Annotated in this window: 21 protein-coding genes; 19 read left to right on the top strand and 2 right to left on the bottom strand. The window is 63.8% G+C overall.

Translation table 11 applies throughout. The features are described 5' to 3' along the window. The first annotated feature begins 29 nt into the window (after positions 1-29). Positions 30-1,082: a TMAO reductase system periplasmic protein TorT gene (gene torT / locus I6L45_RS11215; protein ID WP_216982102.1), complete on the top strand. Its 1,053-nt coding sequence runs from the start codon at positions 30-32 to the stop codon at positions 1,080-1,082. A 22-nt stretch (positions 1,083-1,104) separates the two neighbouring features. After that, on the top strand, positions 1,105-1,509 hold the full coding sequence (locus I6L45_RS11210; RefSeq protein WP_216982101.1) for a GFA family protein: 405 nt from the start codon (positions 1,105-1,107) through the stop codon (positions 1,507-1,509). A gap of 20 nt (positions 1,510-1,529) precedes the next feature. Here the strand turns inward: I6L45_RS11210 and torR are convergent, their stop codons facing one another. Next, positions 1,530-2,243, bottom strand: coding sequence for a two-component system response regulator TorR (gene torR / locus I6L45_RS11205; protein WP_017783749.1), 714 nt, complete (start codon positions 2,241-2,243; stop codon positions 1,530-1,532). A gap of 155 nt (positions 2,244-2,398) precedes the next feature. Here torR and torC point away from each other — a divergent pair, with 155 nt between their 5' ends. The 12 genes from torC to I6L45_RS11145 all read left to right on the top strand — a co-directional run bounded on the left by torC (position 2,399) and on the right by I6L45_RS11145 (position 17,165). Next, positions 2,399-3,565, top strand: a complete 1,167-nt coding sequence (torC, locus tag I6L45_RS11200; RefSeq protein WP_160838480.1) for a pentaheme c-type cytochrome TorC — start codon at positions 2,399-2,401, stop codon at positions 3,563-3,565. Positions 3,566-3,592: 27 nt separating this feature from the next. After that, on the top strand, positions 3,593-6,085 hold the full coding sequence (torA, locus tag I6L45_RS11195; protein WP_216982100.1) for a trimethylamine-N-oxide reductase TorA: 2,493 nt from the start codon (positions 3,593-3,595) through the stop codon (positions 6,083-6,085). Between the two features lie 101 nt (positions 6,086-6,186). Beyond that, positions 6,187-6,855 carry a molecular chaperone TorD gene (gene torD / locus I6L45_RS11190; protein WP_216982099.1) on the top strand — a complete coding sequence of 223 codons (669 nt, stop codon included), beginning with the start codon at positions 6,187-6,189 and terminating at the stop codon, positions 6,853-6,855. Between the two features lie 4 nt (positions 6,856-6,859). After that, a complete protein-coding gene (locus tag I6L45_RS11185; RefSeq protein ID WP_216982098.1) occupies positions 6,860-7,228 on the top strand; it encodes a hypothetical protein in 369 nt (122 codons plus the stop codon). Positions 7,229-7,334: 106 nt separating this feature from the next. Next, on the top strand, positions 7,335-9,122 hold the full coding sequence (locus tag I6L45_RS11180; protein WP_216982097.1) for a bifunctional diguanylate cyclase/phosphodiesterase: 1,788 nt from the start codon (positions 7,335-7,337) through the stop codon (positions 9,120-9,122). Between the two features lie 168 nt (positions 9,123-9,290). Then, on the top strand, positions 9,291-11,237 hold the full coding sequence (gene acs / locus I6L45_RS11175) for an acetate--CoA ligase (RefSeq protein ID WP_216982096.1): 1,947 nt from the start codon (positions 9,291-9,293) through the stop codon (positions 11,235-11,237). Positions 11,238-11,521: 284 nt separating this feature from the next. Next, the gene (aroQ, locus tag I6L45_RS11170) at positions 11,522-11,971 is read left to right on the top strand and encodes a type II 3-dehydroquinate dehydratase (protein WP_216982095.1); all 450 of its coding nucleotides are present in this window, start codon (positions 11,522-11,524) and stop codon (positions 11,969-11,971) included. 36 nt (positions 11,972-12,007) lie between these two features. Then, positions 12,008-12,469, top strand: a complete 462-nt coding sequence (gene accB / locus I6L45_RS11165) for an acetyl-CoA carboxylase biotin carboxyl carrier protein (RefSeq protein WP_043762281.1) — start codon at positions 12,008-12,010, stop codon at positions 12,467-12,469. A gap of 15 nt (positions 12,470-12,484) precedes the next feature. Then, positions 12,485-13,825 (top strand): acetyl-CoA carboxylase biotin carboxylase subunit, encoded by a 1,341-nt coding sequence (accC, locus tag I6L45_RS11160; protein WP_043762282.1) that lies wholly within the window; start codon positions 12,485-12,487, stop codon positions 13,823-13,825. A gap of 117 nt (positions 13,826-13,942) precedes the next feature. After that, a complete protein-coding gene (locus I6L45_RS11155; protein ID WP_043762296.1) occupies positions 13,943-14,206 on the top strand; it encodes a YhdT family protein in 264 nt (87 codons plus the stop codon). Further along, positions 14,196-15,653, top strand: coding sequence for a sodium/pantothenate symporter (panF, locus tag I6L45_RS11150; protein WP_216982094.1), 1,458 nt, complete (start codon positions 14,196-14,198; stop codon positions 15,651-15,653). The genes I6L45_RS11155 and panF overlap by 11 nt, the downstream gene beginning before the upstream one ends. A gap of 87 nt (positions 15,654-15,740) precedes the next feature. After that, positions 15,741-17,165 carry a PTS transporter subunit EIIC gene (locus tag I6L45_RS11145; protein ID WP_134696846.1) on the top strand — a complete coding sequence of 475 codons (1,425 nt, stop codon included), beginning with the start codon at positions 15,741-15,743 and terminating at the stop codon, positions 17,163-17,165. Here I6L45_RS11145 and I6L45_RS11140 read toward each other — a convergent pair whose 3' ends face one another. Further along, positions 17,166-18,038: a LysR family transcriptional regulator gene (locus I6L45_RS11140; RefSeq protein WP_043762285.1), complete on the bottom strand. Its 873-nt coding sequence runs from the start codon at positions 18,036-18,038 to the stop codon at positions 17,166-17,168. 99 nt (positions 18,039-18,137) lie between these two features. On the opposite strand from I6L45_RS11140, the gene I6L45_RS11135 reads away from it, so the two are divergent. The 5 genes from I6L45_RS11135 (at position 18,138) to eutC (ending at position 24,570) form a co-directional block, all read left to right on the top strand. Continuing rightward, positions 18,138-19,154 (top strand): zinc-binding alcohol dehydrogenase family protein, encoded by a 1,017-nt coding sequence (locus I6L45_RS11135; RefSeq protein ID WP_216982093.1) that lies wholly within the window; start codon positions 18,138-18,140, stop codon positions 19,152-19,154. Between the two features lie 528 nt (positions 19,155-19,682). After that, positions 19,683-20,561, top strand: a complete 879-nt coding sequence (gene prmA / locus I6L45_RS11130) for a 50S ribosomal protein L11 methyltransferase (RefSeq protein ID WP_216982092.1) — start codon at positions 19,683-19,685, stop codon at positions 20,559-20,561. A gap of 332 nt (positions 20,562-20,893) precedes the next feature. After that, a complete protein-coding gene (eat, locus tag I6L45_RS11125) occupies positions 20,894-22,279 on the top strand; it encodes an ethanolamine permease (protein WP_216982091.1) in 1,386 nt (461 codons plus the stop codon). Positions 22,280-22,362: 83 nt separating this feature from the next. Continuing rightward, positions 22,363-23,754, top strand: a complete 1,392-nt coding sequence (locus tag I6L45_RS11120) for an ethanolamine ammonia-lyase subunit EutB (RefSeq protein WP_216982090.1) — start codon at positions 22,363-22,365, stop codon at positions 23,752-23,754. After that, the gene (gene eutC / locus I6L45_RS11115) at positions 23,755-24,570 is read left to right on the top strand and encodes an ethanolamine ammonia-lyase subunit EutC (protein WP_216982089.1); all 816 of its coding nucleotides are present in this window, start codon (positions 23,755-23,757) and stop codon (positions 24,568-24,570) included. Positions 24,571-24,707 lie beyond the last annotated feature (137 nt).

The raw sequence follows: 24,707 nt of genomic DNA, 5'->3' as shown, positions 1-24,707 counted from the left end.
GGCCCCACACTTTAACAAAACCTCCGGCCATGCGAAGCGTCTGTCTCTCCCTGTTGCTCATCCTGCTCCCGGCCTGCGCCCTCGCCTTCGAGGTGGATCACTGGCCGGACGGTGCCTTCGGCGGCAAGCCGGCCCGTTTGAACTGGCAAGGGCCCGTCCCCATCACGCGCCCACTGACCCTGTGCGCCCTCTATCCCCACCTGCGCGACGCCTACTGGCTGTCGGTCAATCAGGGCATGGTGGAGGAGGCAAAACGGCTTCGCGTGACGCTGCGCATCCACGAGGCGGGGGGCTACGGCGCCCTTGCCGAACAGCGCCAGCAGTTGCAGCAGTGCGTGAGCGAGGGGAGCGATGCCATCCTGCTCGGCGCAGTGAGCTACGACGGGCTGGACGAGGCGATCAGCGCCAGCCCGCTGCCGGTGTTCGGCCTGGTCAACGATCTGCCCGCCGGACTGGTCAAGGCCAAGGTGGGGGTCTCCTGGTATCAGATGGGCTGGCAGATGGGCCACTGGCTGGCCAAGCGCCACCCTGCCGGCAGCCCGCCGGTGACGGTGGCGCTCTTCCCCGGCCCGCAGGCGAGCGGTGGCAACAATTTCGTCGAGCCGGGCTTTGCCAACGGCATCGAGGGGAGCGCCATCAGGCTGGTGAGCACGGCGCGCGGTGACAACAGCCGCGAGATCCAGCGCACCCTGGTGCAGCAGACCCTGGCCCGCCACCCCGACCTCGACTATCTGGTGGGGGGCGCCATCGCCGCCGAAGTGGCGGTCAACGAGCTGGCCCAGCGCCAACTCACAAAACCCCAAGTATTGAGCACCTACTTCAGCCACGGGGTGCAACGCGGCCTGCGCCGGGGCAAGGTCCTGGCCGCCAACAGCGATCAGATGCGCCAGCAGGGGCGCCTTGCAGTGGCCCAGGCGGTCTGCCTGCTGCAAAGACCCGAGGCCGGCGAGCAGCAGTGCCCGCGGGTGATGGGCCCCCCCATCCTGACCCTGGAGGCCCCCCCGGCCAATCCCGCCAACTCTCTGTCCGATGGCATCTTTCGCCCAGTCTACCGGGTCGGCGTCGACGCCAGCGGCAACTAACCAAGCACTCAAGGAGATAGAGATGAACACATTGCATGCGAGCTGCCTGTGCGGCGCCGTGGCCCTGACCCTGCCGGATCAGTTCGACTACATGGGCAACTGCCATTGCAGCGAGTGCCGCAAGTTTTCCGGGGCGGACTACGCCTCCGTCGGCGGGCTGGATGGTGACAAGGTGGCCATCGTGAAGGGGAGCGAGGCCATCAGCCGCTACCAGAAATCGGACGAGACCAGCCTCGCCTTCTGCCGCCACTGCGGCTCCAGCCTGTTCAGCCAGAAGCGCAGCACGGGCAAGATCAATCTGCGGCTGGGGATACTGGACGAGGCGCCGAGCCAGAAGCCCGCGTTTCACATCTTCGTCGGCTCCAAGGCCCCCTGGCACCAGATAGGGGACGACTGCCCGCAGTTCGACACCCGGCCATCGGCCTGAGTGCCTAGCAAAGCTGAGGATCAGGCGGCCAGCTCGCCGGCGAACAGATAGCCTTCCCCGTGCACGGTGACGAACAGTTGCGGGTCACGGGGATCCTGCTCCATCTTGCCCCGCAGACGGCGGATCAGCACGTCTATGGTGCGATCGCTCGGGCCATCGCCCCGGTGGCTGGTGAGGGCCAGGATCCGCTCCCGGCTCAGTACCCGCCCGGCGTTGGCGATAAAGGCCACCAGCACCTCGTACTCTGCCTTGGTCAGGCGCACCGGCACCCCGTCACGGCTGAGCTGGCGGCGGGGAATATCGAAGCGCCAGGGGCCGAAGCGCACCGCATCGTCGGCCACCGCCGGCTCACTCGGCTGGGCTGCGGCCAATGAGATTCGCCACAGCAGGTTCTTGACCCGCACCAGCAACTCCCTCAGCTCAAACGGCTTGGTGACATAGTCGTCGGCCCCCATCTCGAGGCCCACTATCCGGTCCACCGCATCGCTGCGGCCGGTCACCAGGATGATCCCCACCGTGCTGCGGGCGCGCAGCTCGCGGGTCAGCAGCAGGCCATCCTCCCCCGGCAGGTTGATGTCCAGCATCACCAGGGCCACCTCCTGCTCTGCCAGCACGGCCCGCATCTCCTGGCCGTTCTCGACCGCGGTCACCCGATAGCCCTCCCGCTCGAAATAGCCGGTCAGCTTCTCGCGGGTCACGGCATCGTCTTCAACAACCAGAATGTGGTGGCTCATGGGCAGGGTCCGCAGGGTTAGACAGAGTTCAACATGGGGGGATTATTCTATTCATAATTTTTCATAAATACCCCTATTTCGTTAATTTTCGGCGGCAGCCCTGTTCACAACGCCTCCCTATCATGGCCTCCATCAAAAAAGTGATGTGAGAGAACATGATGAAAAAACTGTGGCATTTCCTGCGCACCCCCAGCCGCCGCTGGTCGGTACTGGCGCTGGTGCTGGCGGGCGTCGGGGTCACCCTGGCCGGCAGCGTCGGCCTGCACTACGGCTTCGAGAAGACCAGTACCCTCGAGTTCTGCATCTCCTGCCATACCATGAAGGACACCGTCTACCCCGAGTACAAGGAGTCCATCCACTTCAAGAATGCCTCCGGCGTCCAGGCCATCTGTACCGACTGCCATCAGCCGAAGGACTTCGTCGGCAAGGTCGCCCGCAAGATGGAGGCGGCCAACGACCTCTATCAGCAGTACATAGGCCACAGCATCGACACCCAGGAGAAGTTTGAAGACAGGCGTCTGCACCTGGCCGAGAAGGTGTGGGCCCGCATGAGCAGCCAGAACTCCAAGACCTGCAAGTCCTGCCACAGCTACGACAACATGGACCACGCCAAACAGTCCCCCGCCGCCGCCCTGGCGATGAAGGATGCCGCCGCCAAGAACATGAACTGCATCGAGTGCCACAAGGGCATTGCCCACGAGCTGCCGAACATGGCGGGCGGCTTCCGTGCCACCTACGCCACCCTGGCAAGCGATGCGCAAGAGGCACCGGCCGCCGAGACCCTCTACACCCTGGGCGAGAAGGATCTCTACGAAAGCGAAGAGAGTACCGAGCCAGTCGGCAAGCTGCTGCCCGCCTCCCGCATCGATGTCGTGGCCCGCAGCGGTGATCGCCTCAAGGTGACCATCGAAGGCTGGCGCGAAACCGAAGGCAAGGGCCGCGTGCTGAGCGAGTACATGGGCAAGCGGGTCTTCGTGGCCACCATCCGTGACGAGCTCAGGGCCAACGAGCAGATCCTGAAACAGGAGACCGACAGCGCCACCCATATCAAGTGGGAACAGGTGCAGGTGCAGGCCTGGGTCGATGGCAAGGGCCTCGAATCCTCCCTCAAACCGATCTGGGATTATGCCGGCGAGATGTACAAGTCCACCTGCAACTCCTGCCACGCGGCGCCGGATCCGGCTCACTTCACCGCCAACGGCTGGATCTCGGGTCTCAAGGCCATGTCCGCCTACTACCGCCTGAGCAAGGAAGAGGAGCGCACCCTGCTCAAGTACCTGCAAAACCATGCCGCCGATACCGGTGGTCAGGGCAGCCACTAATTCCGGATTCGAGAAAGGAATAACAAGATGATCAATATTTCCCGTCGTGGTTTTCTGGGTGGCTTGCTGGCCAGCGGTGCCAGCGCCCTGATCGGCCCCTCCCTGCTCGGTCGCGCCGTGATGGCCGCCGAGTCTGGCGACAAACTGGTGCAGTCCGGCTCCCACTGGGGTGCCTTCCGCGCCCGTGTGGTGGGCGGCCGCTGGGTCGAGACCCTGCCGTTCGAGCATGACAAGCATCCGACCGAGATGCTCAAGGCCCTGAGTGAAGTGGTCTACAACCCCTCCCGCATCCGCTACCCCATGGTGCGTCTGGACTGGCTGCGCAAGGGCCACCAGTCCGACACCAGCGAGCGCGGCCAGAACCGCTTCGTGCGGGTAACCTGGTCCCAGGCGCTGGACTTCTTCTATCACGAGCTGGAGCGGGTGCAGAAGACCCATGGCCCGAGCGCCCTCTACGCCGGTCACTCAGGCTGGCAGTCGGTCGGCAAGCTGCACTCCGCCGGCGCCATGCTGGGCCGCGCCATGAACCTGCACGGCACCTATCTGGCTAAGGCCGGTGACTACTCCACCGGCGCCGCCCAGGTGATCTTGCCCCACGTGGCGGGCGCCATGGAGGTGTACGAGCAGCAGACTTCCTGGCCCCTGGTGCTGGAGCACAGCAAGACCATCGTCATCTGGGGTTCCGATCCCATCAAGAACCTGCAGGTGGGCTGGCTGGTGCCGGATCACAGCGTCTACGAATACTGGGCACAGCTGAAAGAGAAAGTGGCCAAGGGCGAGATCAGGGTCATCAGCGTCGACCCGGTCAAGTCCAAGACCCAGAAGTACCTCAATTGCGATCAGGTGACCCTGAACCCACAGACCGACGTGCCCCTGATGCTGGGTATCGCCCATACCCTCTACAGCGAGAAGCGTCACGACGAGGCGTTCCTGAAGAACTACACCACCGGCTTTGACAAGTTCCTGCCCTACCTGCTGGGCACCAAGGATGGTCAGGTGAAAGATGCCGAGTGGGCTTCCGCCATCTGTGGCGTACCTGCCGAAACCATCCGCGAACTGGCGCGCACCATGGCCAGCGGCCGCACCCAGCTCATCGGCGGCTGGTGCGTGCAGCGTATGCACCACGGCGAACAGTACGCCTGGATGCTGGTGGTCCTGGCCTCCATGCTGGGCCAGATCGGTCTGCCGGGTGGCGGCTACGGTTTTGGCTGGCACTACAACGGCGCCGGTACCATCACCAGCACAGGCCCCATCATGTCCGGCTTCAGCTCCGTCATTCCCGGGGTCAAGCCGCTGCACAACGGCGACTGGAAGGGCTACTCCAGGTTCATCCCGGTGGCCCGTTTCGTCGACTGCATCCTGAACCCGGGCAAGCAGATTGCCTTCAACGGCCAGACCATCACCTATCCGGAGATGAAGATGGCGGTGTTCTGCGGCAACAACCCGTTCCACCACCAGCAGGATCGCAACAAGATGATCGCCGCCTGGCGCAAGCTGGAAACCGTGGTGAGCGTGGATCACCAGTGGACCGCCAGCTGCCGCTTCGCCGATATCGTGCTGCCGGCCACCACCACCTATGAGCGGGATGACATTGAGCAGTGGGGTTCCCACTCCAACGCCGGCATCCTGGCCATGCACAAGGTGGTCGAGCCGCTGTTCGAGGCGCGCGACGACTACGACATCTTCGCCGATCTGTGCCGTCGCTTCGACCGCGAGGCCGAGTTTACCGGTGGCAAGACCAAGCTGGAGTGGATCCAGAGCATCTATGACGACGCCCGCCTGCAGGGCCGCGGCATCGGCATCCGCCTGCCCCGCTTCAGCCAGTTCTGGCACGGTGAAGGTTTCGTTACCTTCCCGGCGGGCAAGCCCTGGGTGCGGCACGAGTCGTTCCGTCAGGAGCCGGATCTGGAGCCGCTGGGCACCCCGTCCGGTCTCATCGAGATCTACTCCAAGACCATCGCCGACTACGGTTACGCGGATTGCCCGGGCCACCCGGTCTGGATCGAGCCTTACGAGCGCTCCCACGGCGGCCATGGCAGCAAGCAGTTCCCGCTGCACCTGCAATCCTGCCACCCGGACAAGCGCCTGCACAGCCAGCTCTGCTCCTCCGACAACTACCGTGCCACCTACACGGTGCAGGGTCGCGAGCCTGTCTACATGAACCCGCAGGACGCCAAGGCGCGCGGGCTCAAGGACGGGGATCTGGTGCGGGTCTTCAACGGCCGCGGTCAGGTGCTGGCCGGTCTGGTGGTGAGCGAAGACTACGCCCCCGGTGTGGTGCGCATCCAGGAAGGTGCCTGGTACGGCCCGCAGGAAGGCGGTAAGGTGGGGACTCTCTGTACCTATGGCGATCCCAACGTGCTGACCGCGGACATCGGCTCCTCCAGCCTGGCGCAGGCCACCACGGCCCACACCGCCCTGGTGGAGATCGAGAAGTTCCATGGCGAAGTCCCGGCCGTCACCGCCTTCGGGGCACCGGAATCCGCCAAGGGCATCGATCCCATGTTCCCGGCACTGTGAACCAGGGGGACGAAAGTCCCCCCCCCTTGAGTTTCCTTTATTTTTAAAGTCGTTAGAATCGGGAGCCTCTATGGCTCCCGATTGTCATCCACGGAGGAAAAATGCAGGAATTTATGGCTACCAGCGAACGCCGGGCCGAGCTTTACTGGTGGTTCTCCACCCTGTTCGCTGCCGAACTCAGTGATGCACAGATTGCTGAATACGACACCTACGACGTGCGCAGCTTCTTGAAGAGCCTCTCCACCCTTGACCCGATGCGCGAGGCCGTGGCCGAACTGAACGATGCCATCGCCCGTCTGCTGGTGCGTCCCGATCGCCAGCTGGAGCTCGCTGCCGACTTCGCCGGCCTGTTTCTGGTCGATCCCAAGCAGGGTGCCCTGCCCTATGAGTCGCTCTACCGCGGCGAGGGCAAGCTGCTGATGCAGGCCCCCATGGCCGAGATGCAGGCTCGCCTCGATCGCCTGGGCATCAATGTCAGCGACAAATACAAGGAGCCCGCCGATCACCTGGCCATCGAGCTGGACCTGATGGGCAACCTCATCATCCGCGCCGCCGAAGCGACCACGGCCGCCCAGCGCGAGGAGTGGCTCAAGGAGCAGGAAGCGCTGCTGCACCATCACTTGCTGGGGTGGTTCGAGCAGTTCGAGAGCGCCTGTCGCGCCGCCGACGAATTCGGCTTCTACGGGGCGAGTGCCCGTCTGCTGGGGGTATTCCTCAAGATGGATGCCAACTACCTGAGCCTGATCAAACCGGCCCAAAGCGCCGGCTAAGCCGATGAAGACAGCCCTGCTCCTGATCGCATGCTGGCTGCTGGCCCTGATCCCGCTGGATCAGGGCATTACTCCCCTCGCCGTGCTGCTGTTCAACCCGGACAGGGAACTCTACGGCACCGCCCAGCTCACTGGCTTTGCCGGCATACTGCTGACGCTCTACCTTGCCAACCTGGGCGTCGAGGTGGTGCTGCGCCGCCGCTTCCAGATAGCGGGTATGCTGGCCTTGCTGGCTTCCTGGATCGACTTCATCAACAGCAGCGGCACGGAGAGTCACTGGTTGCTGCTCTACGCCATGGCCCTGCCTTTTCACCTGGTAGGCTGGCTGGTCTTCGTGCGAGGCCTTCAGGCATTTGGTCGCCAGAAAGGCTGATATCCTGTTGATTTCACAACATTCCCCCACTTTCTTTCCCTCCTGAAACTTCATGCCATACTGACACAGTCGCGCAAATGATAAAAAAATCAATTCAGGAGCCTATATGGAAAGAGTGCTACCCGAATCGGTTCAGACACTGCATCTGTCAGGCCCGCTCACCATCCACGAATTGCAGCAGTTGTTCGATCAGGCTCCTTTTGGCATTGCCATGTTCGATCGTGAATTCAGATGCCGCGAGGTCAACGCAAGCTTTGCCCAGCTGAGCGGGCTCGCCAGGTCGGAGCACCCCGGCAAGACCCTGTTTGAGATCAGCCCGGCCCGTGCCCCCATGCTGGCTCCCCTGCTACAGCAGCTGCTTCATGGAGCACAGCGGGTCGAGCTGGAGCTGGATGACACGGGCGCCCCCCATCCCGCGTCCTCGACACGCTGGCACCTGAGCTGCGGCCCGGTGCTGGATGACGACGGCATCTTCAACGGCCTCTTCCTCATCACCCGGGATCTGCCCCTGATGCCTGCCGCCCACCCCACACTGGCGGTATCAGCCCCGGAGCTGTCCGGCCATCAGGTGCGGCAGCTGTCCCAGATGGAGGCACGGCTGCAGCACCTCTCCTATCACGATCCCCTCACCGATCTTGGCAATCGCAGCCTGCTGCAGGAGCGCCTCACCCTGGAGATCGAGATGGCCCGCCTGAACCGGCACACTCTGGCGCTGCTGTTCATCGATCTCGACGGTTTCAAACTCATCAACGACAACCTGGGGCAGAGCGCCGGTGATCAGCTGCTCAAGCTGTCGGCGGATCGCATCCGCCACTGCCTGCGCACCGGGGACGTCGCCATCCGGTTGGGGGCCGACGAGTTTCTGGTACTGCTCCCCGACATGGGGAAACGGGAAGAGCTGGTGTGGTTGATCGAGCGGTTGCAGCAAAGGCTGCACGAGCCGGCCGACATCGGGCAGGAGCGGGTGAGACTCTCCGCCAGCATCGGCATCTCCCTCTATCCGGAACATGGCTATACCCCGGACAGCCTCATCAGTGCGGCAGACAATGCCATGCACGAGGCCAAGCGCCGTGGTCGCAACGGCTATCTGTTCTACTCCCCGGACATGACGATACAGACCAGGGAACGCATGGCCCTGGAGCAGGGGCTGCTCAAGGCCATGGAGCAGCAGCAGTTTCGTCTGCTGTACCAGCCCATGACGGATCTCGCCGATGGCAGCCTCAGCGGTCTCGAGGCCCTGGTGCGCTGGCAGCACCCCTGCATGGGCATCATCTCACCGGCTCGCTTCATCCCGGTGGCCGAAGAGTGCGGCCTCATCGAGCAGCTCGGTGCCTGGGTGATGCGCACCGCCTGCCAGCAAGGCCAGAAGTGGCTGGCAGAAGGCTTCGCGGTCCCTCGGCTCTCCGTCAACGTGTCGGTCAGGGAGATGCGCTCCCCCGACTACGTGGAGAGGGTCACCGCCATCCTGGCCGAGACCGGCTTCCCCGCCGAAAGGCTGGAGATAGAGGTCACCGAGAGCATCATCCAGAGCGTGGATCACAGCCTGCGCCTCTTTACCCGCCTCAAGGCGCTGGGGGTGCAGATCGCCATCGACGACTTTGGAACCGGCTTTTCCTCCTTGAGCCTGCTCAAGAGCCTGCCCATCGATCGCATCAAGATAGACAGGGCCTTCGTGCAGGCGCTGCCCGATGACAAGCACAGTCGCGAGCTGTGCCGCACCATAGTCCAGCTGGCCAGCTCCCTCGGCATGGCGGTCACGGCGGAGGGCATCGAAACCCAGCCCCAGCGTCAGTTTCTGCAATCCCTGCACTGCGAGGAGGGCCAGGGCTATCTGTTCAGCCACCCCCTGGCCGAACCCCACATGGCCGCCATGCTCCCCCATGGACACGGATGAACCAGGGGTGAGTCACGGATAAAAGAGAAGGGAGCACCGGGCTCCCTTCTCTTTTTGCTGCTGGCACTCTTCTTCCTTTGTCGCTATCCAAAAGTCTAATTGCCCTCGGGAACCAAAGGTATAAGTTGTTACTCAATCATTAAGAAAATGTATTCACAGGAGTGAAAGATGAGCGAGAGCAAGGTCTATCCGGTCAAGGCCCACATCGGCAACGGCGCCCTGCTGGACAAGGATGGTTATGAAGCCATGTATCAGGCGTCGGTGCAGAACCCTGACGCCTTCTGGGGGGAGCAGGGCAAGATCCTCGACTGGATGACGCCCTACACCCGCGTCAAGAACACCTCCTATGATCCGGGCCACGTCTCCATCAAGTGGTACGAGGATGGTCTGCTCAACGTCTCGGCCAACTGCCTGGATCGCCATCTGAACGAACGCGGTGACAAGGTCGCCATCATCTGGGAAGGGGACAACCCGGCCGAGGATCGCAAGATCACCTACCGTGAGCTGCACGGCGAGGTGTGCAAGTTTGCCAATGTGCTCAAGGCCCAGGGGGTGAAACGCGGCGATATGGTGTGCCTCTACATGCCCATGGTGCCTGAAGCCGCCATCGCCATGCTGGCCTGTACCCGCATCGGCGCCGTCCACAGCATCGTCTTCGGCGGTTTCTCGCCGGAAGCCCTCTCCGGCCGCATCATCGACTCCGGGGCCACCATCGTCATCACCGCCGACGAAGGCCTGCGTGGCGGTCGTCCCATCCCCCTCAAGAAAAACGTCGATGAGGCGCTCACCCACCCGGATACCCGGGTCAACAAGGTGATCGTACTCAAGCGCACCGGCGGCAACGTGGCCTGGCACGGCCACAGGGACATCTGGTGGCACGATGCCGTCGCCACCGTCAGCGCCGAATGCCCGCCCGAAGCCATGGGGGCCGAAGATCCCCTGTTCGTGCTCTACACCTCGGGCTCCACCGGCAAGCCCAAGGGCGTGCTGCACACCACCGGTGGTTACCTGGTCTATGCCGCGCTCACCTTCAAGTACGTGTTCGACTACCACGAGGAGGACATCTACTGGTGTACCGCCGACGTGGGCTGGGTCACCGGTCACTCCTACCTGGTCTACGGGCCGCTCGCCAACGGCGCCACCACCCTGATGTTCGAAGGGGTGCCCAACTACCCGGCCACCAATCGCATGAGCCAGGTGGTGGACAAGCACCAGGTCACCATCCTTTACACCGCCCCCACCGCGATCCGCGCGCTGATGGCCAAGGGCAAGGAGGCCATCGAAGGCACCTCCCGTACCAGCCTGCGCATCATGGGATCCGTGGGTGAACCCATCAACCCGGAAGCCTGGGAGTGGTACTACCGCACCATAGGCGACGAGCGCTGCCCCATCGTCGATACCTGGTGGCAGACCGAGACCGGCGGCATCCTGATCACGCCGCTGCCCGGCGTCACCGCACTGAAACCCGGCTCCGCCACCCGCCCCTTCTTCGGGGTGCAGCCGGCCCTGGTGGACAATCTGGGCGAGCCGCTGGAAGGCGCCACCGAGGGCAACCTGGTCATCACCGACTCCTGGCCCGGCCAGATGCGCACCGTGTTCGGCGATCACGATCGCTTCGAGCAGACCTACTTCTCCACCTTCCCCGGCCGCTACTTTACCGGCGACGGTGCCCGTCGCGACGAGGATGGCTACTACTGGATCACCGGTCGGGTGGATGATGTACTGAACGTCTCCGGCCACCGCATGGGCACGGCGGAGATAGAGTCGGCCCTGGTGGCCCATCCGAAGATCGCCGAAGCGGCCGTGGTCGGCGTCCCCCACGAGATCAAGGGCCAGGGCATCTATGCCTATGTCACCCTGATCGCCGGGGAAGAGCCGAGCCGCGAGCTGCATAAAGAGGTCAAAGAGTGGGTGCGCAAGGAGATCGGCGCCATCGCCACCCCGGACGTGATCCACTGGGCCGAGGGGCTGCCCAAGACCCGCTCCGGCAAGATCATGCGCCGCATCCTTCGCAAGATCGCCACCGGCGAGACCGACAGCCTGGGGGATATCTCCACCCTGGCGGATCCGGGTGTCGTGGACAAGCTGATCCGCGAGAAGTCAGAAGCGGCTTGAGTCCCCTTCAGCTTCCACAGCAGAGCCGGCCCAGTGCCGGCTTTGTTGCGTCTGGGGCTCATGCAGCAGAGGGAACGACGGTGCGGCAGGGAGCAGAGGCGAAAGGCCAATAAATAGCCAGATGTAGAGATTAGACCAGTAAAATGCTGCTAATTTTCACGAAATCAATATAATTGCGAAATCTGTGTGCCAGGGCACACCGAATTGTGCAAAAATTGGCTAGATTTCTGGTTGTCCACAGATAGCTGATAGATAGCAGCATAATCATCGAGGATGTACTCAATATGTCGCAACATCACCGAATCCTTCTGCTCAACGGTCCCAACCTGAATCTGCTGGGCAAGCGGGAGCCGGGAATCTACGGCAGCAAGACGCTCGATGAGATCGTCGCCGATCTGGTGCACAGCGCCAGCAAACTCGGTGTCACCCTGGAACATCTGCAATCCAATGCCGAGCACGAGCTGGTCGGGCGCATCCATCAGGCCATGGGTCAGGTGGATTTCATCATCATCAACCCGGCCGCCTTCACCCACACCAGCGTCGCCATTCGCGATGCCCTGCTGGGTGTGGCCATCCCCTTTATCGAGGTTCACCTGTCCAACGTCCATGCCAGGGAGCCCTTCCGTCATCACTCCTATCTGTCTGATGTCGCCAAAGGGGTGATCTGCGGGCTGGGTGCCGATGGCTACCAATTCGCTTTAACCGCGGCCGTGCATCAGTTGCGCGCGGCTTGATAATCACTTATCTGATAAAGAAGAAAGAGAATGCTAATGGATATCCGCAAAATCAAGAAGCTGATTGAACTGGTTGAAGAGTCCGGCATCGCCGAGCTGGAGATCTCCGAAGGGGAAGAGTCCGTTCGCATCAGCCGTAATTTCTCCGGCCAGGTTAGCGTTGCCCCGCAGATGATCATGCCGCAGGCCGCCGCTCCCGTTGCCGCCCCTGTTGCCGCTGCTCCGGCCGCTGCCGCAGCGCCCGCTGCCGATGCCGCCCCGAGCGGTCATCTGATGCGCTCCCCCATGGTGGGCTCCTTCTACCGCTCTTCCAGCCCGGAAGCCAAGCCGTTCGTGGAAGTCGGTCAGCACGTCAATGTCGGCGACACCCTGTGCATCGTCGAAGCCATGAAAATGATGAACCAAATCGAGTCTGACAAGGCCGGCGTGATCAAAGCGATCCTGGTTGAAAATGGTCAGGCAGTCGAATTCGACGAGCCGCTGTTCATCATCGAATAAGGGAAAATGCCACCCATGTTGGACAAAGTAGTCATCGCCAACCGCGGTGAAATTGCCCTGCGGATCCTGCGCGCCTGCAAAGAGCTCGGGATCAAGACAGTGGCCGTTCACTCCACTGCCGATCGGGAGCTCAAGCATGTGCTCCTGGCGGACGAAACCATCTGCATCGGCAAACCTGCCAGCGGTGAGTCCTACCTCAACGTGCCGGCCATCATTGCCGCCGCCGAGGTGACCGGTGCCGTCGCCATCCACCCGGGCTACGGCTTCCTCTCCGAGAACGCCGACTTTGCCGAAGTGGTCGAGAAATCCGGCTTCATCTTCATCGGCCCGCGCGCCGAGACCATTCGCCTGATGGGTGACAAGGTCTCCGCCATCGAGGCGATGAAGAAAGCGGGCGTGCCTTGCGTACCCGGCTCCGACGGTCCGGTGGACAACGATGCCAAGCGCAACGCCGCCATCGCCAAGCGCATCGGCTATCCGGTGATCATCAAGGCCGCCGGTGGCGGGGGTGGTCGCGGTATGCGCGTGGTGCGCAACGAGGCCGAGCTGGCTGCCGCCATCGCGCTGACCAAATCCGAAGCAGGCCAGTTCTTCAAGAACGACATGGTCTACATGGAGAAGTACCTGGAAAACCCGCGCCACATCGAGATCCAGGTGCTGGCTGACGGCCAGGGCACCGCCCTCTATCTGGGCGAGCGGGACTGCTCCATGCAGCGTCGCCACCAGAAGGTGGTGGAAGAGGCGCCGGCTCCCGGCATCACCGACGAGATGCGCAAGTTCATCGGCGAGCGCTGCGTGCGCGCCTGTCTCGAGATCGGCTACCGCGGTGCGGGTACCTTCGAGTTCCTGTACGAGAACGGCGAGTTCTATTTCATCGAGATGAACACCCGTATCCAGGTCGAGCACCCGGTCACCGAGATGGTCACCGGCGTCGACCTCATCAAGGAGCAGCTGCGCATCGCCGCCGGCCAGCCCCTGTCGATCACCCAGCAGGACATCCGTCTTCGTGGCCATGCCATCGAGTGCCGGATCAACGCCGAGGATCCGGCTACCTTCCTGCCCTCTCCTGGTCTCATCCAGCGCTTCCACGCGCCGGGCGGTCTGGGTGTGCGCTGGGAATCCCACATCTATGCGGGTTACAAGGTACCGCCTTACTACGACTCCATGATCGGCAAGCTGATCTGCTACGGCGAGAACCGTGACGTCGCCATCGCCCGCATGCGTCACGCCCTCGACGAGCTGGTGGTGGAAGGCATCAAGACCAACATCGCCCTGCAAAAAGAGATCATGAAGGACGAAAACTTCCAGCACGGTGGAACCAACATCCACTACCTGCACAAGAAGTTGGGTCTGTAAGGACGCCTTCGTCGCGAAAATGCGCGATCCCCACCGGATCGGCAACATGAAAAAGGGCCATGGCGACATGGCCCTTTTTTGTTATTCTTGCGCCCCGCTCACTTGTCGGAGGCCAAGGTGAACCGTTTTGCACTCGCCCGTCGTGAAGCAGCCCTCTGCCTGCTGCTCACCCTGCTTTATTTCATTGCCTGGTATGGCTCGGCCTATTTCATCCCGGAAGAGCTCGAGCTCTGGAACATGCCCCTCTGGTTTCTGCTCAGCTGCATCCTGATGCCACTGTTGTTCATCGGCCTCTGCGCCCTCATGGTGGACCGCCTGTTCGTGGATATCCCCCTCGACTCTCCCTCCCTCGATGACAAGGAGCCTCCCCGTGAATCTTGAGCTGTTGCTGCCGCTGGTGGTCTACCTGGTGCTGGTGCTGGGAGTGGGATTCTGGGCCAGCCGTCACCGGGTCGGTGGCGACTTCGTGCAGGAGTACTTCATCGGCAACCGCAGCATGGGCGGCCTGGTGCTGGCCATGACGCTGGTGGCCACTTACACCTCCGCTTCCTCCTTTATCGGCGGGCCCGGGGCGGCCTACAAGGTCGGTCTGGGCTGGGTGCTGCTGGCGATGATCCAGCTACCCACCGTCTGGCTCACCCTGGGGGTGCTTGGCAAGAAGTTCGCCATCATCGCCCGCCGGGTCAATGCGGTGACCATCAACGACATGCTGTGGGCCCGCTACCAGAGCCGGGCCGTGGTGATCCTGGGCTCCGTCACCATCATCCTCGCCTTCATCGCGACCATGGTGGTGCAGTTCATCGGCGGCGCCCGCCTGCTGGAGGCGGCGACCGGCCTCTCCTACCAGCAAGGGCTGCTGCTGTTTGCCAGCTGCGTGCTGCTCTATACCGTCATCGGCGGTTTTCGCGCCGTGGTGATGACGGATGCCCTCCAGGGCATCGTCATGCTCATCGGCACCGGGGCCCTGCTGGCGGGGATCCTGGTGGCCGGTGACGGATTGCCGAACCTCATCCACCAGCTCAGGGAGATAGACCCCAAGCTGGTGAGCCCCCAGGGGGCCGGCGACATGCTGACCCAACCCTTCATGCTGAGCTTCTGGATCCTGGTCTGCGTCGGGGTGGTGGGGCTGCCCCATTCCGCCCTGCGCTGCTTCGGCTATCGCGACAGCAAGGCGCTGCACCGCGGCATCCTCATCGGCACCATCGTCTGCGCCTTGCTGATGTTCGGCATGCACCTGGCCGGGGCCCTCGGTCGCGCCATCCTGCCCGGCATGGACAGCCCGGACAAGATCATGCCCTCCCTCATGATGGAGGTGCTCCCTCCCTGGCTGGCCGGGGTCTTCCTCGCGGCTCCCATGGCGGCCATCATGTCCACCATCGACTCCCAGCTGATCCAGGCCTCGGCCACCCTGGTCAAGGATCTCTACCTCAACTACCTCAACCCGAGGCAGGAGAAGCTGGAGGTGCGCATCCCCCGGCTCTCCCTGCTCTGCACCCTGATCCTGGGTTCCCTGGTGCTGGTGGCGGCGTTGCAGCCCCCCGAGATGATCATCTGGCTCAACCTGCTCGCCTTCGGCGGTCTGCAGGCAGTGTTCCTCTGGCCCCTGGTGCTCGGCCTCTACTGGTCCAGGGCCAACGGGCCCGGGGCCCTGGCCAGCATGGTCTGTGGCATCCTCTGCTACACCACCCTGAGCCAGTGGGGGATCAAGCTGGCCGGCCTGCACGCCATCGTCCCGAGCCTGGGGCTGGGTCTCGTCGCCTTCGTACTGGTCAGCCTGCTGACACCGGCCCCGGATCAGACGGTTCGCCGATTGTTTGATCAAAATTAAGAAAGGGGGCGATAAAGCCCCCTCACCTATTCCCAAATGGGGGCATGCGGGTAAAATGTGCGCCATGTCACAAAATCCAGCTCACCCATGCCCGCTACGAACGCCAGAAAGATCCTGACCCAGTCCTTGCAACGGCTCGGCTATGCCCTGCTGCTGCCCGTCTCCATCCTGCCTCTGGCCGCCCTGCTCCACCGCCTCGGCCAACCGGACGTGCTGGATCTGGCGGTGCTCTCTCTCGCAGGCCAGGCCCTCTTCAGCCAGATGCCCCTCATCTATGCGGTGGCCATCGCCTTCGGACTGAGCCGCCAGGGACAAGGGGCCCAGGCCCTGGCCGGTGCGGTCAATTTCCTGTTGCTCGGTTCGGCGCTCAACACCCTGGTGCCAGGGCTCCATGCAGACATGATCTGCGGCCTGCTGGCCGGCCTCACTACGGCGGTGGTCTGCTCATGGGCTCGCGGCCTGCGCCTGCCGGGCTGGCTGCGCCCCCTGCAGGAGGATTTGCCGGGCATGCTGCTCTCGGCCCTGGCCTGCCTGCTGCTGGTGATCCCCCTCTCCATCCTCTGGCCGTTGCTGGAGCAGGGCATCACCCTGCTCGCCTCCGACCTGCTTACCACCCCGATCGGCGCCTTCTGTTACGGCGTGCTGAACCGGCTGCTGATCCCCCTGGGCCTGCACCAGGTACTGGGCAGCCTCATGGGCCTGGGGGAGAGCAACCTGCAGGCCCTCTCCACCGCCCAGCCACTCCATGAGGGCTATGTGGCCGGCCTCTACCCCGTCATCATGTTCGGCCTGCCCGGTGCCTGCTTCGCCATCTGGCTTCATCGCCAGCGGATGCGGCAGGTGCCGCAGGGAGGCCTGCTGCTCACCCTGGCGCTCACCTCGGCGCTGGTGGGCATCACCGAGCCCATCGAGTTCCTGTTCGCCTTCACCGCCCCCTGGCTGTTCCTGGCCCACGCCCTGCTGACCGGGCTGTCGCTGGCCATCTGCAGCGCCCTCGGCATCCAGGTGGGCACTTACTTCTCGGCGGGCCTGCTGGACATGGTGCTGAGCTACTCCAGCGGCCAGCACAGCTTCTGGCTCATCCCCCTCGGCATCCTCTTCTTCGTCCTCTATGCCCTGCTCTTCTCCCGTCTGCTGGAGCACACGCCCCTCAGCCTGCCGGGCAAGCCCATCGCCGAGGATCTACCCCAGCTCGCCACCGTGGCTCCCACGGATCCCCAGATGCTGGCCATCCAGTACCTCAAGACGCTGGGGGGCATGGACAACCTGCAGGCCATGAACGTCTGTCTGACCCGCCTCAGCCTGCGGGTGCGGGAGATGGCGCTGGTGGATCAGTCCTGTCTGGCCAGGCTCGGCTGCCTCTCCTGGATCGTCCTGAACGAACACCAGCTGGTGCTGGTCCTCGGCCCCAATGCCGGCCTCATCGAGGGGCAGATCCGCATGCTGGCGGAGCGCCAGTCTGTGCCCCTCGGCCTCGAACCCGGTCAGGCCCCCCTCGGCCAGCACCAGTGATCAGGCGAAGGGCAGGCGCTCGGCGACGAAGTCCATCAGGCTGCGCAAGGCGGGAGCCAGGTGCTCCCGGCTCGGGTAGATGAGATAGAAGGGATTGGGAGGAATGGGGTGGTCCGGCAGCACCTTGTGCAGCAGCCCCGCCGCCAGCGCCTCCCGGCAGACGTGGGCCGGCAACAGGGCGATACCCCCTTCGTGAAGCGCCAGCTCCCGCAGCGCCAGCAGGCTGTTGCTGAGGCAAGCCCCACGGGGCCGCCATCCCCCCTCCTGCAGCGGCCACACCGGCAGCGATCCGTGCACCAGGCAGGCGTGCCCACCCAGATCCGCCACCTGCTGCGGCGTGCCGTGGCGCGCCAGATAACCCGGGGCGGCCACCAGATGGCGCGCCACCTGGCCGATGCGCCGACAGATGAGGCTGGAGTCTTTCAGGGGCGCCGCCCGCAGCGCCAGATCGTACCCCTCCCCCACCAGATCCAGCTGCTCGTCGCACAAGGTCAGCTCCAGCACCACCTCGGGATAGAGGGCGCGAAACTCCGCCAGGATCCGGCCGAGCAGCAGGGTGCCGGTGGCCTCGGGGGCGGTGATCCGCACCCGGCCTGCCGGGGCGGATCTCAGCCTGGCCATCGCCAGATTGGCGCTGCGGGCCAGGGTCAGCAGCCCCTGACAATGCTCCACATAGACCTCTCCCTGGGGCGTCAGGCTGAGCCTGCGGGTGGTGCGCTGCAGCAGCCGCACCCCCAGCCTGGACTCGAGGCGCGAGATCTTCTGGCTCACCGAGGACTTGGGCATGCCGAGCACCTCGGCCGCCCGGGTGAAGCTGCCCTGCTCCACCACGGTAGCGAACAGCCCCATCAACTCCAGTTCGATATTGTTCATCTATTCAAACAGTCTTTACCAATTACCCACCTTAATACGAATAATCAACCAGACTAGACTGGCTGGCAATCCTCCCTGTTCCATTTGAAAGGAAGTGCCATGAAAGCCATTGCCCTGACCCACTATCTGCCAAGCGATCACCCCCACTGCTTCATCGAGGCCGAACTGCCCGACCCGACCCCAGGCCCGCAGGATCTGCTGGTGCGCCTGAACGCCACCTCCGTCAACCCGGTCGACACCAAGGTGCGCGCCCCCAAGGAGAAGGTGGAGAGCAATCCCCGCGTGCTGGGCTGGGACGCCGTCGGTGACGTCGTTGCCGTTGGCAGCAAGGTGACCCTGTTCAAGGCGGGTGACAGGGTCTGGTACGCCGGCGACATCAGCCGCCCCGGCAGCAACAGCGCCCTGCAGCTGGTGGACGAGCGCATCGCCGCCCTCGCCCCCAAGACCCTGAGCGATGTGGAAGCCGCCGCCCTGCCGCTCACCGCCATCACCGCCTGGGAAACCCTGTTCGAGCGCCTTGGCCTCACCCGCGAGAGCACTGGCAGGCTGCTCATCATCGGCGGGGCCGGCGGCGTCGGCTCCATTGCCATCCAGCTGGCCCGCCGGCTCACCGCCATGGAGGTGATCGCCACCGCTTCGCGCCCCGAGACCCGGGAGTGGTGCCTGGCCATGGGGGCGCACCAGGTCGTGAGCCACCACGACCTGCAGGCGGAGCTGGCCGCCCTTGGCATCCACCAGCTCGACGCCATCTTCTGCACCAATGCAACCGAGCAGCACTGGGGGGCCATGGCGAGCCTCATTCGCCCCTTCGGCCACATCTGCACCATCGCCGAGTCCAGCGAGCCCTGGGATCTGGCCCTGCTCAAGCCCAAGAGCGCCACCTTCAGTCAGGAGTTCATGTTCACCCGCTCCCTGTTCCAGACCCCGGACATGATCGAGCAGCACCACCTGCTCGGCCGGGTCGCCACCCTGGTGGATGAAGGAGTGCTCAAGACCACCCTCACCAAGACGCTGCCCGCCCTGACCCCCGCAACCCTGGCAGAGGCCCATCGCGAGCTGGAGGCGGGCCGCATGGTAGGCAAGCTGGTGATCGACATGAAAAATTTCGATCGCTGAGGCAACTCGCCCACTGCCTTCACCCCTCCTATTCCCTAATGGGTAAGAAAATGCACCATCATGGGGTGAAATCACCAGTGACAAGCCCCAACAGTGCACAGCCGCAGCAGGCCCTGCCCCCAGATGACGGGGCTTTCCCGGCAAAAACCATAAAAAAAGGGGCCATCCCGTTGGGATGGCCCTAAAAACCTGAACGTTGGGGTAACAATCACACACACATCCTTATGCAGGACATTTCTATCTTTGCAGATAGCGTGCCAATTTCTGATTTTCCTCGCCTGATTGCCGATATTTACCGATTTTCCAAAAAAAATAGCCACCCGAGGGTGGCTGAAAAAGATGACGGAACTTCATAGAGCAAAGCATTCAGCGGGAACAAGTTGCTTCCCGTCACCCAGTAAGGAATACATTAACCGTGCCAACTTGGCAGCGTAGCCTTCCTCTCCCATACCGCCACGGGCAAACCACGACAGCACAGGCCCATGATGGTAGAATCCCGCGGTTTCACATTTATGAAGAGTCGACGCCATGCCCTGGATACAAATTCGAATCAACGCCACCGCCAAGACGGCGGACAAGGTGAGCAACATGCTGCTGGGGCGTGGAGCCCAGGCGGTGACCTTTATGGATGCCAAGGATGTGCCCGTCTATGAACCCATGCCCGGCGAGACCCCGCTCTGGGGTGAGACCGAGGTCATGGGCCTGTTCGATGCCGAGACAGATCCGGCCCCCACCATCGCCTTCTTCCAGCAGATCTTCGGGGAAGACGTGGGCTACAAGGTGGAGCAGCTGGAGGACAAGGACTGGGTGCGCGAGTGGATGGACCACTTCCACCCCATGCAGTTCGGCGAGCGGCTCTGGATCTGCCCGAGCTGGCGCGACGTGCCGGACCCCGAGGCGGTCAACGTCATGCTGGATCCGGGCCTGGCCTTCGGTACCGGCACCCACCCCACCACGGCCCTCTGCCTGCAGTGGCTGGACGGGCTGGATCTGGCCGGCAAGACAGTGGTCGACTTTGGTTGCGGCTCCGGCATCCTCGGCATCGCGGCGCTGAAACTGGGCGCTGCCCGGGTCATCGGCATCGACATCGATCCCCAGGCCATCCAGGCGAGCCGTGACAACGCCGAGCGCAACGGCGTCGCGGGCCAGATCGAACTCTATCTGCCGGCGGATCAGCCGCAAGACGTCGAAGCGGACGTGGTGGTGGCCAACATCCTGGCCGGCCCGCTGCGGGAACTCGCCCCGCTCATCGCAGGCCACGGCAAGGCGGGCAGCCTGATGGCGCTCTCCGGCGTGCTGGAGAGCCAGGCGCCGGAGCTGGAGACCATCTACGGCCAGTGGTTCGAGATGGACCCGACCGCGGTGAAAGAGGAGTGGTGCCGCCTCTCCGGTCGCAAGCACGGTTAAGCAGACATCTCCCGTCCCGCCACCAGCAGGGCGGATAACAACAAGGGCACCCCGGGGTGCCCTTGTTGTTTCTGCCTGTCCGTTTCCCCCATCTTCCTGTGTTCTCTCTCTGTGCTCCCCTCGCTGCGACCTCAGCCAGACACGCAGCCACCAGCCGGGCATAGTGGTACCGCTGCACCACAATGACGCAATGGCTGTGCGGTGGCCTTCAGCATGGATGCCATGCAACCACTTGAAAAGTAATGACATAGCGTGCCATGTGCTGAGTGGTACGCCCCTTGCAAACCCGCTCTTCAGAGACTTTCACCTTTGAATGTCATTTGGAGAAGCGTATGCAGCAACAGGATTGTGCAAAACCGGCACTGAAACGGACTCTGGGGGCTTTCCAGCTGTGGGGGATCGCCGTGGGGCTGGTGATCTCGGGGGAATATTTCGGCTGGAGCTACGGCTGGGCGCAGGCGGGCACCATGGGCTTTCTGGTCACCTCTTTGCTGGTGGCCGCCATGTACACGGCCTTCATCTTCAGCTTCACCGAGCTGACCACCTCCATCCCCCATGCAGGGGGGCCCTTTGCCTATGCCTACCGCGCCTTTGGCCCGGTCGGGGGATACATCGCAGGCTTTGCCACCCTGATCGAGTTCGTGTTCGCCCCGCCCGCCATCGCCATGGCGATCGGCGCCTACCTCAATGTGCAGTTCCCGGCCATCGATCCCAAGTGGGTGGCGGTGAGCGCCTATCTCGTCTTCATGACCCTCAATCTCATCGGAGTGGGTATCGCCGCCACCTTCGAGTTGCTGGTCACCCTGCTCGCCATCTTCGAGCTGCTGGTCTTCATGGGGGTGGTCAGCCCGGGCTTCAGCGCCAGCAACTTCATGCTCAACGGCTGGGCGGGTCAACAGGAGTTCAGCCTCGGCGCCGTCTCCGGCATCTTTGCCGCCATTCCATTCGCCATCTGGTTCTTCCTCGCCATTGAAGGAGCCGCCATGGCGGCCGAAGAGGCCAAGGAACCGAAGAAGACCATCCCCAAGGCGTTCATCGGGGGCATACTCACCCTGGTCGTGCTGGCCATGGGGGTCATGGTGTTTGCCGGGGGCGTCGGCGACTGGCGCCAGCTCGCCAACATCAACGATCCCCTGCCACAGGCCATGAAGATGATCGTGGGCGAGAGCAGCGGCTGGCTGCACATGCTGGTCTGGCTGGGGCTGTTCGGCCTCATCGCCTCCTTCCACGGCATCATCATGGGCTATTCCCGCCAGATCTTTGCCCTGGCCCGCGCCGGCTATCTGCCTGCCGCGCTGGCCTCGGTCAATCCGCGCTTCCAGACCCCGCACTGGGCCATCCTGGCCGGCGGCGTGGTGGGGATCCTGGCGATCTTCTCCGATTCGCTGATCGTCATCGGCGGGCTCTCCCTCACGGCCAACATAGTGACCATGGCGGTGTTTGGCGCCATCGTCATGTACATCATCTCGATGGCCGCCCTGTTCAAGCTGCGCCGCACCGAGCCTGCGCTGCAGCGCCCGTTCAAGGCTCCGCTCTATCCCTTTGCTCCGGCACTCGCGCTGGGACTGGCTATCCTCTGTCTGGTGGCCATGGTCTATTACAACGGCCTGCTGGCCCTGATCTTCGGCGGCCTGATGCTGGCGGGATACGCCTACTTCCGTCTGACCCATGACGAAGCGCTCGCCGCCAGCGATGGCGAGCTGGTCAAGGCTGGTTGATACCCGCCCCGTTTGCCCGAAGCGCACAGCGTCAGCGAAGGCACTGTGCGCTTCCGGTCCCCCATGAATCGACGAGAACGCCCATGTATCGCACCCACCTCTCTCACCACAGCTATCAGTTTCCCGATCTGCGCACCCTCATGGCCAAGGCCACACCGGCACGCTCCGGCGACTATCTGGCCGGCGTCGCCGCCGGCAGCGCCGAGGAGCGGATGGCCGCCAGGATGGCGCTGGCGGATCTCCCCCTCAAGACCTTCCTCAACGAGGCGCTGATCCCCTATGAACAGGACGAGGTGACCCGCCTCATCATCGACAACCATGACAGCGCCGCCTTTGCCCCCATCAGCCACCTGACGGTGGGGGATTTTCGCAACTGGCTGCTGTCGGAGGCGGCCAACAGCCAGACCCTGGCGCGCGTGGCCCCCGGCATCACGCCCGAGATGGCCGCCGCCGTCAGCAAGCTGATGCGCAATCAGGATCTGATCCTGGTCGCCAGAAAGTGCCGGGTCGTCACCGCCTTTCGCAACACCATAGGGTTGCCCGGCCGGCTCAGCGTGCGGCTGCAGCCGAACCACCCCACGGACGATCCCCAGGGCATTGCCGCCGCCATGCTCGATGGCCTCCTGTACGGTGCCGGGGATGCGGTGGTCGGCATCAACCCGGCCAGCGACAACCTGCCGGTCCTCGCCAGCCTGAACCAGATGCTCGACGAGGTGATCCAGCGTTTCGCTATCCCCACCCAATCCTGCATCCTGACCCATGTCACCAACACCCTGCAGCTCATCGAGCGCAATGTGCCCGTGGATCTGGTGTTCCAGTCCATCGCCGGCACCGAAGCGGCCAACCGGGGCTTCGGCATCGATCTGGCCCTGCTGCAGGAGGCCCATGACGCGGCCCTCGGCCTGGGACGGGGCACCCTGGGCAACAACGTCATGTACTTCGAGACGGGCCAGGGCAGCTGCCTCTCGGCCAATGCCCACCACGGGCTGGATCAGCAGACCTGCGAGGCGAGGGCCTACGGGGTGGCTCGCCACTTCAAGCCGCTGCTGTGCAATACCGTCGTGGGCTTCATCGGGCCGGAATACCTCTATGACGGCAAGCAGATCATCCGCGCCGGGCTGGAGGATCACTTCTGTGGCAAGCTGCTGGGGGTGCCGCTCGGCTGTGACGTCTGCTACACCAACCATGCCGAGGCGGATCAGGACGACATGGATACCCTGCTCACCCTGCTGGCCACCGCCGGCCTCACCTTCCTCATCGGTGTCCCCGGTGCCGACGACATCATGCTCAACTACCAGAGCACCTCGTTTCACGATGCCCTCTACATCCGCGAGCTGCTCGGCCTCAAGCACGCACCGGAATTTGCCGACTGGCTGGTGCGCATGCAGCTCACCAACCCGGATGGCCAGCTGCTCGATGCCGGCCTGCGCCACCCGCTGCTGACCACCTTCGGCCCCCGTGGCAAGGTGGCCTGAATGAGCAAGGAGCCCCATGACATGAGCGACATCGTGCACTTGAATCCCTGGCTTGAGCTCAAGCGCTACACCTCGGCCCGCATCGCCCTGGGGCGCACCGGCGTCAGCCTGCCCACGGAGGCGTTGCTGGCCTTTAGCCTGGCCCACGCCCAGGCCCGGGATGCGGTACACCAGCCACTGGACGTCGCCCGGCTGACTCATGCGCTCGAGTCCGCAGGACACCGGGTGCTGGCGGTGCACAGCGCCGCCAGCACCCGGGAGGAGTATCTGCGCCGCCCCGATCTGGGCCGGCGCCTGGACGACGCCAGTCGCTGCCTGTTGAGCCAGCCGCCGCAGAACGAGGTCGACCTCGCCATCGTGCTGGGGGATGGTCTCTCCTCCACCGCCCTGCACCAGAATGCCCTGCCCTTTGTCGAGTCCCTACAATCCCATCTCAGGCGTCTGGGGCTGACCTGCGCCCCGCTGGTCATGGCCAGCCAGGCCAGGGTGGCGCTGGGGGACGAGGTGGGCGAGCTGCTGGGGGCGCGCGCCGTGCTGGTGATGATTGGCGAGCGCCCCGGCCTCTCCTCACCCGACAGCCTGGGGCTCTATCTGACCTGGCAGCCCAGGGTCGGGCGCATGGATTCCGAGCGCAACTGCATCTCCAACGTGCGGCCGGCAGGCCTGGATGTTCCCCAGGCGGCGCACAAGCTGGCCTGGTTGCTGGAGCAGGCCTTTAGCCGCCGCCTGACCGGGGTCGCCCTCAAGGATGAGAGCGGCGAACTCTCCCGGCTGATCGAGCACGACGCGACCCTGCCCCCCTCTCGCCCCACCTGATGATCCGGACGGGCCCACCCGGGCTCGTCCACGGTGAGATTCCAATCTGAACCACTTGAATCTTGATACGGCTGCAGGCATCGTCATCCAGCCATCGGCGACACTCGCCTGCGCAGAGCCCAAGGGCACGCAATGAC

The organism is Aeromonas sp. FDAARGOS 1415 (genome assembly GCF_019048365.1).
GTDB classification, from domain to species: domain Bacteria; phylum Pseudomonadota; class Gammaproteobacteria; order Enterobacterales; family Aeromonadaceae; genus Aeromonas; species Aeromonas taiwanensis.
This window is presented reverse-complemented; position numbering and strand designations above follow the sequence as displayed.

Bases quoted from the DNA above. Each gene is read 5' to 3' on its own strand.
- torC (WP_160838480.1), top strand. From the start codon at position 2,399: ATGATGAAAAAACTGTGGCATTTCCTGCGCACCCCCAGCCGCCGCTGG.
- accC (WP_043762282.1), top strand. From the start codon at position 12,485: ATGTTGGACAAAGTAGTCATCGCCAACCGCGGTGAAATTGCCCTGCGG.
- I6L45_RS11185 (WP_216982098.1), top strand. From the start codon at position 6,860: ATGAAGACAGCCCTGCTCCTGATCGCATGCTGGCTGCTGGCCCTGATC.
- I6L45_RS11180 (WP_216982097.1), top strand. From the start codon at position 7,335: ATGGAAAGAGTGCTACCCGAATCGGTTCAGACACTGCATCTGTCAGGC.
- eutC (WP_216982089.1), top strand. From the start codon at position 23,755: ATGAGCAAGGAGCCCCATGACATGAGCGACATCGTGCACTTGAATCCC.
- I6L45_RS11140 (WP_043762285.1), bottom strand. From the start codon at position 18,038: ATGAACAATATCGAACTGGAGTTGATGGGGCTGTTCGCTACCGTGGTG.
- accB (WP_043762281.1), top strand. From the start codon at position 12,008: ATGGATATCCGCAAAATCAAGAAGCTGATTGAACTGGTTGAAGAGTCC.
- acs (WP_216982096.1), top strand. From the start codon at position 9,291: ATGAGCGAGAGCAAGGTCTATCCGGTCAAGGCCCACATCGGCAACGGC.
- prmA (WP_216982092.1), top strand. From the start codon at position 19,683: ATGCCCTGGATACAAATTCGAATCAACGCCACCGCCAAGACGGCGGAC.
- torA (WP_216982100.1), top strand. From the start codon at position 3,593: ATGATCAATATTTCCCGTCGTGGTTTTCTGGGTGGCTTGCTGGCCAGC.
- torD (WP_216982099.1), top strand. From the start codon at position 6,187: ATGCAGGAATTTATGGCTACCAGCGAACGCCGGGCCGAGCTTTACTGG.
- I6L45_RS11210 (WP_216982101.1), top strand. From the start codon at position 1,105: ATGAACACATTGCATGCGAGCTGCCTGTGCGGCGCCGTGGCCCTGACC.
- eat (WP_216982091.1), top strand. From the start codon at position 20,894: ATGCAGCAACAGGATTGTGCAAAACCGGCACTGAAACGGACTCTGGGG.
- torT (WP_216982102.1), top strand. From the start codon at position 30: ATGCGAAGCGTCTGTCTCTCCCTGTTGCTCATCCTGCTCCCGGCCTGC.
- aroQ (WP_216982095.1), top strand. From the start codon at position 11,522: ATGTCGCAACATCACCGAATCCTTCTGCTCAACGGTCCCAACCTGAAT.
- I6L45_RS11145 (WP_134696846.1), top strand. From the start codon at position 15,741: ATGCCCGCTACGAACGCCAGAAAGATCCTGACCCAGTCCTTGCAACGG.
- torR (WP_017783749.1), bottom strand. From the start codon at position 2,243: ATGAGCCACCACATTCTGGTTGTTGAAGACGATGCCGTGACCCGCGAG.
- I6L45_RS11120 (WP_216982090.1), top strand. From the start codon at position 22,363: ATGTATCGCACCCACCTCTCTCACCACAGCTATCAGTTTCCCGATCTG.
- I6L45_RS11135 (WP_216982093.1), top strand. From the start codon at position 18,138: ATGAAAGCCATTGCCCTGACCCACTATCTGCCAAGCGATCACCCCCAC.